The 14,949-nt window shown below is 41.8% G+C and carries 15 protein-coding genes; all 15 read left to right on the top strand.

Features of this window, described 5'->3' with window-relative positions; all coding sequences use genetic code 11:
• Window positions 1-129 precede the first annotated feature (129 nt).
• The 15 genes from prfA to atpE all read left to right on the top strand — a co-directional run bounded on the left by prfA (window position 130) and on the right by atpE (window position 14,874).
• The gene (prfA, locus tag MN204_RS01720) at window positions 130-1,200 is read left to right on the top strand and encodes a peptide chain release factor 1 (protein ID WP_249869336.1); all 1,071 of its coding nucleotides are present in this window, start codon (window positions 130-132) and stop codon (window positions 1,198-1,200) included.
• Between the two features lies 1 nt (window position 1,201).
• Window positions 1,202-2,062, top strand: coding sequence for a peptide chain release factor N(5)-glutamine methyltransferase (prmC, locus tag MN204_RS01715; RefSeq protein ID WP_249869335.1), 861 nt, complete (start codon window positions 1,202-1,204; stop codon window positions 2,060-2,062).
• A gap of 277 nt (window positions 2,063-2,339) precedes the next feature.
• A complete protein-coding gene (spoIIR, locus tag MN204_RS01710; RefSeq protein WP_249869334.1) occupies window positions 2,340-2,942 on the top strand; it encodes a stage II sporulation protein R in 603 nt (200 codons plus the stop codon).
• 76 nt (window positions 2,943-3,018) lie between these two features.
• Entirely contained in the window at window positions 3,019-3,420 is a 402-nt protein-coding gene (locus tag MN204_RS01705) for a GNAT family N-acetyltransferase (RefSeq protein WP_249869333.1), read from the top strand.
• Window positions 3,421-3,774: 354 nt separating this feature from the next.
• Window positions 3,775-4,788 carry an L-threonylcarbamoyladenylate synthase gene (locus tag MN204_RS01700; RefSeq protein ID WP_249869619.1) on the top strand — a complete coding sequence of 338 codons (1,014 nt, stop codon included), beginning with the start codon at window positions 3,775-3,777 and terminating at the stop codon, window positions 4,786-4,788.
• 422 nt (window positions 4,789-5,210) lie between these two features.
• The gene (locus MN204_RS01695; RefSeq protein WP_249869332.1) at window positions 5,211-5,759 is read left to right on the top strand and encodes a manganese efflux pump MntP; all 549 of its coding nucleotides are present in this window, start codon (window positions 5,211-5,213) and stop codon (window positions 5,757-5,759) included.
• 89 nt (window positions 5,760-5,848) lie between these two features.
• Window positions 5,849-6,454 carry a low molecular weight protein arginine phosphatase gene (locus MN204_RS01690; RefSeq protein WP_249869331.1) on the top strand — a complete coding sequence of 202 codons (606 nt, stop codon included), beginning with the start codon at window positions 5,849-5,851 and terminating at the stop codon, window positions 6,452-6,454.
• Between the two features lie 15 nt (window positions 6,455-6,469).
• Window positions 6,470-7,759: a methyl-accepting chemotaxis protein gene (locus MN204_RS01685; protein ID WP_249869330.1), complete on the top strand. Its 1,290-nt coding sequence runs from the start codon at window positions 6,470-6,472 to the stop codon at window positions 7,757-7,759.
• Between the two features lie 95 nt (window positions 7,760-7,854).
• The gene (locus MN204_RS01680; protein ID WP_438804676.1) at window positions 7,855-8,430 is read left to right on the top strand and encodes a TIGR01440 family protein; all 576 of its coding nucleotides are present in this window, start codon (window positions 7,855-7,857) and stop codon (window positions 8,428-8,430) included.
• 74 nt (window positions 8,431-8,504) lie between these two features.
• Window positions 8,505-9,740, top strand: a complete 1,236-nt coding sequence (glyA, locus tag MN204_RS01675; protein ID WP_249869329.1) for a serine hydroxymethyltransferase — start codon at window positions 8,505-8,507, stop codon at window positions 9,738-9,740.
• A 132-nt stretch (window positions 9,741-9,872) separates the two neighbouring features.
• Window positions 9,873-10,502 carry a uracil phosphoribosyltransferase gene (upp, locus tag MN204_RS01670; RefSeq protein WP_249869328.1) on the top strand — a complete coding sequence of 210 codons (630 nt, stop codon included), beginning with the start codon at window positions 9,873-9,875 and terminating at the stop codon, window positions 10,500-10,502.
• A 234-nt stretch (window positions 10,503-10,736) separates the two neighbouring features.
• On the top strand, window positions 10,737-12,917 hold the full coding sequence (locus tag MN204_RS01665) for a S8 family serine peptidase (protein ID WP_306798548.1): 2,181 nt from the start codon (window positions 10,737-10,739) through the stop codon (window positions 12,915-12,917).
• Between the two features lie 523 nt (window positions 12,918-13,440).
• The gene (locus tag MN204_RS01660; protein ID WP_249869327.1) at window positions 13,441-13,830 is read left to right on the top strand and encodes an ATP synthase subunit I; all 390 of its coding nucleotides are present in this window, start codon (window positions 13,441-13,443) and stop codon (window positions 13,828-13,830) included.
• Between the two features lie 65 nt (window positions 13,831-13,895).
• Window positions 13,896-14,618 carry a F0F1 ATP synthase subunit A gene (atpB, locus tag MN204_RS01655; RefSeq protein WP_249869326.1) on the top strand — a complete coding sequence of 241 codons (723 nt, stop codon included), beginning with the start codon at window positions 13,896-13,898 and terminating at the stop codon, window positions 14,616-14,618.
• A gap of 46 nt (window positions 14,619-14,664) precedes the next feature.
• A complete protein-coding gene (atpE, locus tag MN204_RS01650) occupies window positions 14,665-14,874 on the top strand; it encodes a F0F1 ATP synthase subunit C (RefSeq protein ID WP_249869325.1) in 210 nt (69 codons plus the stop codon).
• Window positions 14,875-14,949: the final 75 nt, after the last annotated feature.

Below are 14,949 nucleotides of genomic sequence, written 5' to 3'. Positions count from 1 at the left end.
GGCCGAGTCCTTGCTCCGCGCTTCATTTTGCCGCGCACATCCTGTTACTGCTAATCAGCACCATCACCAATTGACCACTACACCCCCTATATACTATAATTAGACTGTTAATCAGAAAGAGGTGTCGGTATGTTAGATCGTCTACAAACATTGGAAGATCGTTATAATAAATTGAACGAAATGCTAAGTGATCCGGATATTATTAGTGATACAAATAAATTACGTGAGTATTCGAAGGAACAATCAGGCCTTGAGGATGTTGTTCAAGCTTATCGTGAATATAAAGATGTAACAAGTCAGTTAAGTGATGCAAAGGAAATGCTGCAAGATAAATTGGATGATGAAATGCGCGAGATGGTAAAGCTTGAGATTGATGAGCTTGCTGATTCGAAAACGGAACTGGAAGAAAAAATGCGTATTCTCCTTCTCCCAAAAGATCCGAACGATGATAAAAACGTAATTGTGGAAATCCGCGGTGCTGCGGGTGGGGATGAGGCAGCATTGTTTGCTGGTGATCTTTATAGAATGTATTCCCGCTATGCGGAACAACAGGGCTGGAAAACGGAAGTGATGGAAGCAAGCTCAACAGGTGTTGGTGGATATAAGGAAATTATTTTCATGATCAATGGAAGTGATGTTTATTCCAAACTGAAATATGAAAATGGAGCACACCGCGTCCAGCGTGTACCTGAAACTGAATCAGGCGGCCGAATTCATACATCTACTGCAACCGTTGCTGTTTTGCCTGAAGCAGAAGAAGTGGAAGTTGACATTCATGAAAAAGATATTCGCGTGGATACATTCGCTTCCAGTGGACCTGGTGGGCAAAGTGTCAATACGACGATGTCTGCTGTCCGTTTGACACATGAACCTACAGGGACGGTTGTTTCGATTCAGGATGAAAAGTCTCAGATTAAAAATAAAGAAAAAGCGATGAAAGTATTACGAGCCCGCGTGTATGACAAATTTCAGCGGGAAGCACAGGCAGAATATGATGAAAACAGAAAGTCAGCAGTAGGTACCGGGGACCGTTCCGAACGGATTCGTACGTACAATTATCCGCAAAACCGGGTAACCGATCACCGCATTGGCTTGACCATTCAAAAGCTCGACCAAATTGTGCAAGGGAAACTGGATGAGTTTGTCGATGCCCTGATTATGGAAGAACAGGCCAAAAAACTTGAACAGATTGGTGAATAATATGAAAACCGAACAAAAACAATTCGAAGTCCTACGCTGGGCTTCTCTTTTTTTAGAAAAGCATCATCGCGAATCAAGGGTTGCTGAGATACTGTTACAACATCATCTTGGCGCTTCGAGAGCACAGTTTTTCATGCGCATGCAGGATCCGGTACCGCAAGCTGTTGTCGACCTATTCAAGGCAGACATTGAAAAACACGCGCAAACAGGTATCCCGGTCCAGCATCTTACAGGCTATGAAACGTTTTACGGAAGAGATTTTTCTGTGAATCATCATGTACTCATTCCCAGGCCTGAAACGGAGGAGCTTGTCCAGCATGTTATTGAGTCTGTAAAAGATGTTGACTTAGAGCAATTAACGATAGTCGATATCGGCACAGGCAGTGGAATTATTGCCATTACGCTTGCACTGGAATTGCCGCAAGCAACGGTATATGCAACAGATATTTCAGAGGAAGCACTCCACGTTGCGAAACGAAATGCAGCGCAATTGCAAGCCAATGTGAAATTTCTGCAGGGAGATTTTTTGCAGCCGGTAATAGATAAGGGAATTGTTGCGGATATCATCGTTTCTAATCCACCATATATTGCAAAAGCAGAGGCACCATCCATGTCAGACACCGTGAAAAACTTTGATCCAGAACTCGCACTTTTTGCCGATAATCACGGTTTGGCAGCCTATCAGAAGATTATTTCCGAGGCACGATTAGCTGTAAAGGAAAATGCACAGCTCATCTTTGAAATCGGCCATACGCAAAGCGGTGCACTGCATGCAATGATCCATAACACCTTTCCGGAAAGCACTGTTACAACTATCCAGGATATTAATAAAAAAGACCGCATTGTTTCAGCAAGAATTTAAACCGGAATTCTGCTGAGGCCCAGGGGTCGTTCAAGCGTTCTCAAACGCAAAGAAGAAAGTGTGAGAAAAATTGGCATGCCCCAAGCCTGCTCGGCAAATGGCTTGCTGACAAACAGTTTTCTAACCAAAAACACGCTTTACACAGCAGGCATAGTCCGTCCGGTCCTAACCTGATTCTTGGCTTTTACTCCATAATCATAAATTAATAGAATACTAGTTTAAAAATAAATTCTCCTGTCCATACTGTCTATTAAACAGTTAGAGAGGGGAATTTTAAATGAGAAAACTACTATTTATCATACTTATCTTTTTTATCTTTTTCTTAGCAATACCGGCAAATGGAGTGGGCAAGCAACTTTCAAATGAGGCGGATTACCAGGTTATTCCCGATGAGGCAATCCGATTGAGAATTCTAGCAAACAGTGACAATGACGACGATCAGGAACTGAAACATCTCGTCCGTGATCGTGTCAATGAACAGGTTACGGAATGGGTACAGTATATAACCGATATTGAAGAAGCCCGAACATTAATAGAGTCCCGTATACCAGAACTCGAAGCAATTGTAGCAAGCACAATTGAAGAAGCAGGCGATTCAAATGATTTCCATGTGGAATATGGAAAGAACGTGACATTTCCGACGAAGCTCTATGGGTCGTTTTTATATCCGGCAGGTGAATATGAAGCAATCTTAATTACGCTAGGAGAAGGAAAAGGTGCTAATTGGTGGTGTGTGCTATTCCCTCCATTATGTTTTCTCGATTTTTTCAACGGAACATCCGTAGCGGAAACAGAAACAAATGATGACACGGTGGCTGCAGAAGATGGGGAAGAAACAGAAATCAAGTTTTTCCTTTTTGAATGGTTTGGTTGGTCATAGTCCCTCTACTAACTGCATAGAATGAAAGAAAAGGTACATCCTATTTCTATCAAATTTATCCATAGAGGTGAAACCAATGAAAATTATTCTTGCTAAAGAAGCATCCTATGTACAGCTGGAGGAATTTTTCGGTAAAAATGCCAATGTTGACAAACAAAGTGTGTATCATCATGGTTATGTCGTGGAAATTAACAATAAAATCGAAGGGTGCTTTATTCTCGATGACGTGAAAGCTGATATTTTTTGGCTGAAACAATTGTATATTACACAATCCGAAGCGGGAAGACTACCAATTCTGTTAGAGGCCATCCTCACTTTGGCAAAACAGCGTCATGCAAAATCTGTTTATGTACACAGTCACCAACCGGTTGTGGATATCTTGCTTGAAGCTTTACAATTCCATCCACAAAAGGAAAGCATGTTTGAGGACAAGTATCCGGTAACTAAAGGGAGCTGGTGGGCATACAATGTTTCGTAAAAGTTATTCACATTATACACAGAACGTTGTGCATAACTGGTAGTAAATTGTTAATTAAATTAAAAATATGTGGATAACATTCATTTTCTTGGCAAGGAAGGATTATCTTTCTTATTTTCATAAGTGCAACTAAGGCTGTCATCGAATGGCTTGGTGACAACCAAGTTTTCTAAGCAAGTAAGAAAGTATAAACTTTCTTACTTGCATAAGTGCAACTAAGGCATTCGCCCAAAAGCTTGGCGTATGCCAAGTTTTCTAATGAAAAACCATTGCAGGAAGATGAATGTTATCCACATTTTGCGTAAATCGTTTCTATCAACTAAAATATAAGGTAGAAATGAGGTAGCAATGATGATAGATACAAAGCGCTGGAACATAAAAAATAATGAAACATTTCATAATCAGTCCATCCATGAAGCGGCAGAGCTGATCACCCAAGGGGAAACGGTTGCCTTTCCAACCGAGACAGTCTATGGGCTTGGTGCGGACGCAACGAATGAATCAGCTGTAGCGAAAATATTTAAGGCGAAAGGAAGGCCACAGGATAACCCGCTGATTGCTCATGTTGCAACGGTAGAACAGTTAAAGAGACTTGTGGATAACCTACCAGCTTATGCAGAGAAATTAATGAAAGAATTTTCACCCGGCCCGCTGACATATGTTTTACCGAGTAATGGGATGTGTGCTGACAATGTAACGGCCGGATTATCCACAATCGGTGTCCGTATTCCCGATCACCCGATTGCCCAGGAGTTATTGAAACTAGCAGATGTTCCGGTTGCTGCGCCAAGTGCTAATCTTTCCGGAAAGCCCAGCCCGACAACTGCCAACCATGTTTGGGATGATCTCAACGGAAGAATTGCCGGATTACTGGATGGTGGTCCAACTGGTGTTGGTTTGGAATCGACGGTAATTGACTGCACACAGGATATCCCCATTATCCTCAGGCCAGGTGGAATTACGAAGGAGCAGTTGGAAGATGTGGTCGGTCCTGTGATGATTGATCCTGGACTTGCTAATACGAAAGAAAGACCCATGTCACCTGGAATGAAATATAAACACTATTCTCCGGAAGTCCCTTTATGGCTTATCGAAGGAGCACCGGAAAAACTCCAGTCCGTCATTGATCGGGAAAAACAAAACGGCAACCGGATCGGTGTACTAGCAAGTAGAGCTTGTGCAGAACAAATCCAGGCAGATGAAATCATTTCCCTTGGTGAAAACATCGATGAGATCGCGGCAAATTTATATGAGGCTTTGAGAAAATTTAAACAAGGTGATGTTGATCTTATCATTTGTGAAGCATTTCCGGAAGATGGAATAGGCCAGGCAGTAATGAACAGATTGAGAAAAGCATCGGATATATAGATAACCCAAGTCTCTTACCAAAAAATTACTTGCTATTTGTTGCTTATTAAGGCTCGCAGTTTATGTAGACTGCGGCATAACTGCTATCTACGCCTTAACTGATAATGGAAGCTAGTTACTTCGGCTACCGCTCTGGGAAATACACTGCGGTTGCCGAAGTAACTTGTTTCCATAAGCAATCCCTACAGATCTAGCATAGATGTAACTTAAGTCGAACTTTATTTATATTCAACTGCGATGAAGCGAAACAGGCAGTGTATCTCCAACCCTCCTAATTCTATCAAGAAAAGTTGAGTACATAACGAAAGGTTGGAACTTGAATATAGAGTTAGCTAAGAGAAGGGAAGCCTGCACAGGAAAGACATTCATATCCCACACCAGACTTGCATATAGTTAATAAGCATGTCCAAGGGGGATAATGGATGTCTTTTTCAGGTGAACTTATATCATTACTGTTCCTGTCAACTGCGCTTGGTATGGATGCGTTCTCCGTATGTCTTGGTATGGGAATGCGCGAGATTCGGTTAAAGAGGGTTGCACTTATTGGAATAACGGTAGGGATTTTTCATATTATCATGCCGCTTGCCGGAATTCTGCTTGGAAAAGCAATATCGAGTCAGATAGGTGATTTTACCACTCTGGCGGGGGGTGTATTGCTGTTTCTAATTGGTGCACATATGTTTTTTTCAGCCTTTAGTGATGATCTGAAAAATCGGATGCTTCCAATAGGCGCCGGTTTGTTCCTAGTTGCATTCAGTGTGAGTATAGATAGCTTTACCGTTGGATTAAGTCTAGGAATCTCCGGGGTAAAAGTTTTCCTGACATTGATGTTGTTTGGTGCCATGAGTTGTTTTCTCACTTGTGCAGGCCTACTGCTCGGGAGGAAGGTACATCGCTATCTGGGAACATACAGTGAATTGCTAGGTGGGAGCATTCTATGCGGATTTGGATTATACGTCCTATTTGGGTAAAGAAGATTACCGGTTCAACTGGGAATCTTCTTCTTTTTTTACGTCAACTATGGTATATTTGTCTCATCATTACAATTGGAGGTACCATCATGAATATTTTATTTGTTTGTACAGGGAATACGTGCAGAAGTCCCATGGCAGAGGCTCTATTGAAGGAAAAGATGCCTGGGGCCAATGTCCAATCGGCCGGGATTTTTGCCGGTAATAATCTGCGTGCAAATGAAAAAGCGATTCAGGTACTTCGTGAACGTGGAATAGCACTTGATCATCAGTCCCAGCCAGTGACCGCCAGTCTGCTGCACTGGTCTGATATTGTGCTTACGATGACGACCCAGCATAAGCAATCATTGATCGTCGAATTTCCGGATTATCAAGAAAAGTATTATACACTTAAAGAATATGTCTCGGAATCCGATAAAAAAGTATGGCAGGAATTAAGGAAAGCCTATGCGGAATACGAAATGAAACGCTCGACTTTTATTCGGGAGAATCAGTCGAAAATGGACGGTGTTGATCTGCATAAGCAATTGGAGATATATTTGAGCGAAGATATCTCAACAATCCAAAAACTGGAGTCCAACCTGATTAATTATGATATTTCCGATCCATTTGGCGGGAATCTCGAAACCTATCAGAAATCCCTCCGAGAACTGGATGACAACATAAACCTGTTAATAAAAAGACTAAAGAAGTAGCAGGGGGAAGCAGAGATGGAGAAGAAATATCGTTTTGGTTTGCGGTTGAAATTAGTGGTCTTTACAACCGTTTTGGCCATCATTACGTATTCGTTCAGTGCGCTGTTTATTTATGTACTGTATGATTATGTACAGGAATTTTGGCAGATTTCATTAGAGGGCTATGCCATTGCAATCTTGTTGCTTGGTATATTCTGGTCTGGTGTACTGGCCTTTTTTGCAGCGGGTTTTATTACAAAGCCAATGGATAAATTGGAAAAGGCAGCAACAGATGCAGCAAGTGGAGACTTAAACCAGGAGGTACATATACCTAAATCCGATGATGAAATACGGGCACTTTCCATAGCCGTAGATACGATGCTGCAAAACCTGAATAAAATGGTACATAATATTGATAAGCATTTTGAAACAACAAATGAAACAGTCATCCAAATGAAGGAAGCATCCCATGCTGCAGCACAGCATTCTGCCGTAATCGGTAGTTCCATTCATGAAATTTCCAAAGGAGCGGAAAGTTCATCAGAAGCTATTCAACATACCGCCGAAGCTGTGGAAGTTGCAACAGAGCTTGCTAAAAAAGTACAGGAAAAAGCAGAACAGTCCAAAGAAAAGTCAACGGAGATGCTGGAGACTTTGAATGAAAGTAAAATCGTTGTCAACCGGCTCGTCCAAGGTATTCAGAAACTAGCCAATGATCAGGAACTTTCGCTGAAAGATGTCGATCACTTGAAACAAAATGCGATACAGGTGGAAACGATCATTACGATGGTTGGTGAGATTGCCGAGCAAACGAACTTACTGGCGTTAAATGCGTCAATCGAAGCGGCTCGTGCCGGGGGTCATGGCAGAGGTTTTGCCGTAGTCGCCGAGGAAATCCGGAAATTGGCTGATCAGAGTGCACAGGCTGTTCAACGTATTTCTAATCTGATTGAAGCGATTCAAGAAGATGTCAATCTTGTCGTTGAAAAGATAAATGACAATGTCGTCTACGCCAAAAAAGAGGCTGAAAATGGGGAAGGTACGAACCGGACGATCGAGCAAATGTCGGGTTCTGTTAATATAGTTGCATCTGAAATTGCAATGATTACAGATCTCGTTGATCAGCAGTTGGAATCGATTCAGGATACAGTGAGACAATCACAGGAAGTTGCTGCAATAGCGGAAGAAACATCTGCTGGAACGGAAGAAGTAAACGCTGCGATCCAAGAACAGGTATCAACCATGGAACAGGTGGACAAACTGGCGCATAAAATGGAAGAACAGGCACAAAACTTGAATAAACAAATTAATAAATTTAAAGTTTAAGAAAATAAAATCAAGTCACATACCGAAAATTCTCACGTCTAAAAGCATGTAGGTCTAAAGAAGCTTGACATCTTACAAGGACAGGTGAAAAAATAATGGCATATGAAAATATACAACAGGACATGAAGGCAATTGTGGGGCAATGGGTCACAACTGATTATTTACGCGAAGGAGAGCTGTTTGTCATTGGCTGTTCGACAAGTGAGGTTGCAGGTCATCCAATCGGAACATCCGGTAATGAGCAAATTGCTGAAGTGATTTTTAATGGATTGCAGGAATTACAGGAAAAATCGGGGGTTCACCTTGCCTTTCAATGCTGTGAGCATCTGAATCGTGCACTCGTGATTGAACGGGAAACCGCTGCTACATATATGCTTGATGAAGTTTCTGTCATTCCTGTGCCAAAGGCTGGTGGATCGATGGCTTCGTATGCATTTAAAAAGATGACAGACCCTGTAGTCGTTGAGAATATTAGAGCCCGCGCACACGCTGGTATGGATATCGGGGAAACAATGATTGGCATGCATTTGAAGCATGTTGCAGTACCGCTTCGGTTTGAGCAAAAGAATATTGGGAATGCGAGGCTCGCTGCAGCGCGTACCCGTCCGAAACTGATAGGTGGCAGTCGCGCAAATTATGAGGATACGCGGTTAAATGATACATGTAACTAAATGAATTATGGGGCGACTCAACCCGTCCCGTGAAATATATTATGAAAACAATTCATACATAGGGGGATTTACGAATGGAACATGTACAACAAGCAGATGTAGAAGTATTCAAAGCAATGCAGGCGGAAAAAAAGCGCCAACAGGAAAAAATTGAACTGATTGCATCCGAAAATTTTGTTTCTGAAGCAGTCATGCAGGCAATGGGATCCATTTTAACCAATAAATATGCAGAAGGATATCCTGCGAAAAGATATTATGGCGGTTGTGAACACGTCGATGTAGTGGAAAATCTGGCTCGTGATCGCGCGAAAGAACTGTTTGGTGCAGAGCATGTCAACGTCCAGCCGCATTCAGGTGCACAGGCAAATATGGCAGTTTATTTCTCCGTGCTAGAGCCAGGAGATACAGTACTTGGAATGAATTTGAACCATGGTGGTCATTTAACACATGGCAGCCCAGTCAACTTCAGTGGAAAGCTTTATAACTTTGTGGACTATGGTGTGGATAAGGAAACAGAACAGATTGATTATGATGTAGTACTCGAGAGAGCAAAAGAAGTAAAGCCAAAGCTGATTGTTGCAGGTGCAAGTGCTTATTCCCGCACCATCGATTTTGCCAAATTCCGCGATATCGCTGATGCAGTCGATGCATATTTGATGGTTGACATGGCACATATTGCCGGACTTGTTGCTACCGGAGATCATCCAAACCCTGTACCATATGCTGATTTTGTTACGACGACAACACATAAAACATTGCGTGGTCCCCGTGGAGGCATGATTCTTTGCAAAGAGGAATACGCGAAAAAAATCGACAAATCTATATTCCCTGGAATTCAGGGAGGCCCGCTCATGCATGTGATTGCGGCTAAAGCAGTTTCTTTCAAAGAAGCATTATCAGATGATTTCAAATCCTATGCCAAAAACATTATCCAAAATGCAAAAGTTCTTGGTGAGGCACTTACCGAAGAAGGCATTCGCATCGTCTCTGGCGGTACGGATAATCATTTGTTGTTATTGGATGTAACACCACTGAACCTTACTGGTAAAGTTGCTGAAAAATCGTTGGATGATATCGGTATTACAACGAATAAGAACACCATTCCATTTGATACAGAAAGCCCATTCGTTACAAGTGGTATCCGCATCGGTACAGCGGCTGTCACCACTCGCGGCTTTGGTGAAGAAGAAATGAAGGAAATTGCGGCAATCATTTCCCTTACACTTCATAACCATGAAGACGAAGCTAAACTGGAAGAAGCAGCAAAACGCGTTATTGCTTTAACTGAAAAATTTCCATTATATGCATAAATAGCTAAGGATGCCCCGTATATAGGGGCATCCTTATTACGTTTTGCTGACAAGTTCAGCCTAAACTTGAAAGCTCACTCTTTTTTCAGTACAATTTGTAGGATATAACTAATTTGAAGGAGTGATCTGACAATGGGAAATGTATTCGTATTTGATCATCCGTTAATTCAACATAAATTAACGTACATAAGAGATAAAAATACAGGAACAAAAGAATTTCGCGAGCTTGTTGACGAAGTGGCAATGCTGATGGCTTTTGAAATTACAAGAGACCTGCCACTGAAAGAAGTCGAAGTAGAAACACCTGTAATGGTATCCAAATCAAAACAGCTTGCAGGGAAGAAAATTGGCCTCGTTCCAATTTTACGTGCCGGACTAGGAATGGTAGACGGAGTGCGCAAACTGATTCCTGCTGCGAAAGTAGGGCACGTTGGACTTTATCGTGATCCGGAGACATTAAAACCAGTTGAATATTATATCAAGTTACCTTCTGATATCCAGGAACGCGAACTAATTGTAATTGATCCTATGCTTGCAACAGGTGGATCAGCAAATGATGCCATTGCCTCGCTGAAAAAACGCGGCGCGAAAAACATTCGCCTTATGTGCCTGATTGCAGCACCTGAAGGCGTAGAAGTTATAAAAGAAGCTCATCCGGATGTGGATATCTACCTCGCCGCAATGGATGAAAAATTAGATGACCATGGCTACATTGTCCCAGGACTAGGAGACGCCGGCGACCGCCTCTTTGGCACGAAATAAGTGGTGATGGTGCGGTGATGGTGCCTGTGGTCACTCCCCGAGTTTTGTCGAATTATATTAGTGTAAGAGCTGTTATCCTTCCTTTAGGGGAGGAAGCGGCTTTTTCTTTTCTGTTCGGAGTAGCGTGAGCTCTCTCCCGTTTAGCGAGAGCTCTCTCCCGTTTAGCGCAAGCTCTCTCCCATGCATAATTTCTCCATCTTATCAAAACATACTAGAATAAGGAGGGCTTGACCCATGTATAAAAAAAGCACTATTTTATTTCTAATTATCTTTATCCTCTTTTTTATTTTACCCACTACATATATGCCACTAGCAGAGGTAGAACTTCAGCCCATCATCATCGAAGTAGAAGGCGATCCCAATGTGCATAGGGAGTATATTGAAACATATCACCCATTCATCGAAGTAGTTGCAGTATATGAGAAATTATTTAATGGACTTGCATTGCTGGGCAGCCCCAAAAATTTACAGCGAATGGAAGCCCTTGAATTCATTAAAAACATTCATTCCGTCCAACGATATGAGGCTATTGAATGGCGAAAATCAACCAATCACTCAGAAACAATGATTCAGCCATTCGATCTCAACACGACTGCATATACCGGCAAAGGGGTAAAAGTGGGTGTGATTGATACTGGAATTGACTATGACCATCCGGACTTGAAATTGAACTATATATCTGGTTTTGACCTCGTCGATCTGGATGATGATCCGATGGAAACGGTGCCGGAGCAAGGCATCCCCACAGCTCACGGTACACATGTTGCAGGTATCATTGCGGCGGATGGTGAGATAAAAGGTGTCGCACCGGATGCGGAGATTTACGCATATCGGGCGCTCGGACCGGGTGGTGCCGGAACATCCGTCCAAGTGTTAGCGGCTATGGAAAGGGCGATGGAAGATGAAGTGGATGTCATCAATCTTTCTTTAGGGAATAATGTAAATATCCCAGATTATCCGACCAGTGTGGCGGTCAATCGTGCTTCTGAATTGGGCATCCCTGTTGTGATTGCAAACGGAAACAGTGGGCCAGACGATTGGACGGTCGGCTCGCCTGCAACAGCTGATAAAGCATTATCCGTTGGTGCGGCAACTTCACCTAGGATAATTCCTTATTTATATGAATCCTTTGAAAATAAGGTGGTCCAGCTTTATGAAATGGATGGATCACCTTCGTGGGAGATTTCAAGATCCAATGAAGTAGTGGAAGTTAGTGAGCAAAATCAATCTGTAAAAGGTAAAATCGCCCTATTGCAACGTGGAGAAATCCCTTTTTATGAATTGGCTCAATCAGCAGAAAAAAACGGTGCAATCGCTGCCGTAATCTATAATAATGAGCCAGGAATTTTCCAGGGATCGCTTCAAAACGAACAGAATCCAATTAACATTCCTGTAGCATCAATCAGCATGGAAGATGGGAAATGGCTAAAGAATCATTCCGAAAAAAAATCGCTGTATATGGAAAGTGCATATTGGAATCAGGAAGTTACGATCGCCACATTCAGTTCAAGAGGGCCTGTCACCATGAATTGGAATATTAAACCAGATGTGCTTGCCCCTGGTACGGGAATTTGGAGCACGGTCCCAGGTGGGCATGAACAGATGGATGGAACGAGTATGGCAGCCCCCCATGTTACAGGAGCAGTTGCGTTAATAAAAGAAGCCCATCCTGACTGGACGAGAGAGCAGATTATCGGAGCGTTAAAAACGACGGCGGAGCGGCTGCAAGAGCAAGATACCTCGGAACCAACGATACAGGGGATGGGTGCAATTAGACCGGATAAAGCGATTGAAACAACTACAATTATTCATGATCCACAATTAAATTTTGGGAAAGTTGACAGCTATAGAGAGGAATTAAGTCTGGAAATAACCGTTGAAAACGTTTCTGAGGATCCACAGCATTACACGTTTGAATATTCTAAAAAGAAAAATGGGATGTACTGGAATATCCCGCGCGCATTTACACTGGAACCGAATGAAATAAAGACGCTTCCCATCGAACTTAGCGTTACAACTTCCCGTCTTGAAGAGGGAGTCCATCAAGGCTGGCTGACACTGACAAAAGAGAATGAGGAAGATTATTATCTGCCATATATCGTAGTAAATAAAAATGCGGACCAGCCAAAGACAGCAGGATTCGAATTTTCATTGAAAAACTTTTCGGAAGATGCTTATGAATTTCGCCTATATTTGACGGAACCTGCCCGTCGTGTGGAGGTGGACCTTTATAACCCGGAGACCCTTTTTCATAATCGTAAACTGCTGGCGGTACAGGACCTGCAGGAAGGGCTTTTACAGAAAGAAATCAGTAAAAAAGAAGCAGGACCGGGTGGGTTTTATCTGGCAATCGTAACGGTGTACCTGGAAGACGGAAGATATGAGAGCAGTCAATCGATGATATATATGGAGTAAAAGAAGATAGAAAACTCCTAGGAAATGTCAGTTCACAAAAGTGTCACATTATAAGACCCAAATATCATTTATAATAATATTTGGGTCTTTTTTTTATTTATCAAACCCCTTGCTTATATAACCATCTTAAAGTGGATAAACTTTTCTGGAAACCTCCTGTAAGAAGCGGACACTATCATTTTTAATTCTATGTAATATATCTCGTATACCAATTGACAATGCTAGTCACACTAATGTAAACTTGCTTAATGTGAGGTGAGATGAAATAGGTATTTATTTTAGTTATTTTGTTGAATTGCTGAGCTGTAAAATTACATAATTCGGCATTTCAGATTTATACTATTTCTCACTTCAAATTACTTCTGTTACATAGGTGCTTGACTGATACGAATTTTCTACAATGAATACCGGGCAATTTTCATGGCATCAGTTGCATTGTAGCGAACATGAAAACGGATGCAAACAGGTTTTGGCGCGGGAAGGCATGTATCTGAGTGAAGGGTTTAGGAGAGTAGAGTTAAGTATGTATGAATTTGAAAGTATGGTAACCCGACAACGCAAGTGGATGCTTTATTTCCTTGCACTAATGGTAATTGGAGCTGGATTTCTGCCATATCATCGTGTTTTCCTTGGTTTAATTCTGGGTGGTTCAGTGAGTTTCTATAATTTGTGGTTATTGCAGCACAAAACAGAAGTTCTGGCAGATTCATTTGCAGGATCTGGTAAAAAACGTAGAGGTTTAGGAACCTTCACGAGAATGGCCACGGCAATATTGGCTGTGTTAATTGCACATCGTTATGAAGCGTATTTTCATATCATTGCAGTGGTTATAGGAATTGTATCTTCTTACTTTGTAATGGCTCTGGATATTCTATTCCGGATGATTCGACAAAGGAAATATAAAGGAGATTAACCGATCATTTGAGCATGCTCTGATCGGGTTCTTAAGTAAATCAGGATTATAAAGGGGTGATAAATTTGGATCATACAGCTCCAATAGTTGAAAATGTGTTTGGGATTTCCTGGCTTGATTTTAACCTTTCCAACGTCCTCATGATTGCAGTAGCCTCATTAATTGTCTTTCTGTTTTCAGTATGGGGAAGTCGGAACCTTCAAATGAAACCAACCGGGATGCAGAACTTTATGGAGTGGATAGTTGGATTTGTTAAAGGAATTATCAATGACACGATGGATTGGAAAACAGGTAAGGTATTTCTTCCGCTTGGGCTCACCTTAATTACTTACATATTGGTAAGTAATCTGCTAGGTGTTATGACAATGGGTGTTGTCGGTCATGACCTTTGGTGGAAATCACCAACCGCCGATGCAACATTAACACTGACCCTATCCGCTATGGTAATAGTCCTGACGAATTTTTACGGTATTAAAATGCGAGGACCAAAGGCGTATTTCAAAGAGTATGTCAGTCCGGTTCCGTTAATGTTGCCCTTCAAGATTATTGAAGAGTTTACAAACACATTAACATTGGGTTTGCGTCTATTCGGTAATATTTTTGCCGGAGAAGTATTGCTTTCCCTGCTTGTAGGTTTGGCAACTACTGGTGTACTAGGCTTCATTGGTGCGGCACTGCCGATGATGGCATGGCAAGGATTTAGCTTGTTTATTGGTGGTATCCAGGCGTTCGTCTTTACGATGTTAACAATGGTTTATATGTCTCATAAAGTGACAAATGACCATTAATAAAATTATAAATTTAAGGTTTTTAAATAAGAGGAGGAAATATTAAATGGAAGCATTAGCAGCAGCAATTGCAATTGGTTTAGCAGCACTAGCAGCAGGTTTTGGTAACGCAATGATCGTAAGTAAGACTTTGGAAGGTATTGCTCGTCAACCAGAACTAAAAAGTTCCCTACAAACAATTATGTTTATCGGTGTAGCATTGGTTGAGGCGATTCCGATTATCGCAGCAGTTATTGCATTTATGGTTATCTTGTAATAACGATTCTATGAAGGAAATGAAGATGGCGAGATTCATTATTAGAGAATCTTCGCCATTGCTTTATGTTATGTT

This window comes from Oceanobacillus saliphilus, assembly GCF_023522835.1.
In the GTDB taxonomy this organism is placed as follows: Bacteria; Bacillota; Bacilli; order Bacillales; family Amphibacillaceae; genus Oceanobacillus; species Oceanobacillus saliphilus.
Note: the sequence above shows the minus strand (reverse complement) of the source record. Positions and strands in the feature narration are given on the sequence as shown.

Coding starts and splice junctions, on each gene's coding strand:
- prfA (WP_249869336.1), top strand. CDS start 130: ATGTTAGATCGTCTACAAACATTGGAAGATCGTTATAATAAATTGAAC.
- prmC (WP_249869335.1), top strand. CDS start 1,202: ATGAAAACCGAACAAAAACAATTCGAAGTCCTACGCTGGGCTTCTCTT.
- spoIIR (WP_249869334.1), top strand. CDS start 2,340: ATGAGAAAACTACTATTTATCATACTTATCTTTTTTATCTTTTTCTTA.
- MN204_RS01705 (WP_249869333.1), top strand. CDS start 3,019: ATGAAAATTATTCTTGCTAAAGAAGCATCCTATGTACAGCTGGAGGAA.
- MN204_RS01695 (WP_249869332.1), top strand. CDS start 5,211: ATGTCTTTTTCAGGTGAACTTATATCATTACTGTTCCTGTCAACTGCG.
- MN204_RS01690 (WP_249869331.1), top strand. CDS start 5,849: ATGAATATTTTATTTGTTTGTACAGGGAATACGTGCAGAAGTCCCATG.
- MN204_RS01685 (WP_249869330.1), top strand. CDS start 6,470: ATGGAGAAGAAATATCGTTTTGGTTTGCGGTTGAAATTAGTGGTCTTT.
- MN204_RS01680 (WP_438804676.1), top strand. CDS start 7,855: ATGGCATATGAAAATATACAACAGGACATGAAGGCAATTGTGGGGCAA.
- glyA (WP_249869329.1), top strand. CDS start 8,505: ATGGAACATGTACAACAAGCAGATGTAGAAGTATTCAAAGCAATGCAG.
- upp (WP_249869328.1), top strand. CDS start 9,873: ATGGGAAATGTATTCGTATTTGATCATCCGTTAATTCAACATAAATTA.
- MN204_RS01665 (WP_306798548.1), top strand. CDS start 10,737: ATGTATAAAAAAAGCACTATTTTATTTCTAATTATCTTTATCCTCTTT.
- MN204_RS01660 (WP_249869327.1), top strand. CDS start 13,441: ATGTATGAATTTGAAAGTATGGTAACCCGACAACGCAAGTGGATGCTT.
- atpE (WP_249869325.1), top strand. CDS start 14,665: ATGGAAGCATTAGCAGCAGCAATTGCAATTGGTTTAGCAGCACTAGCA.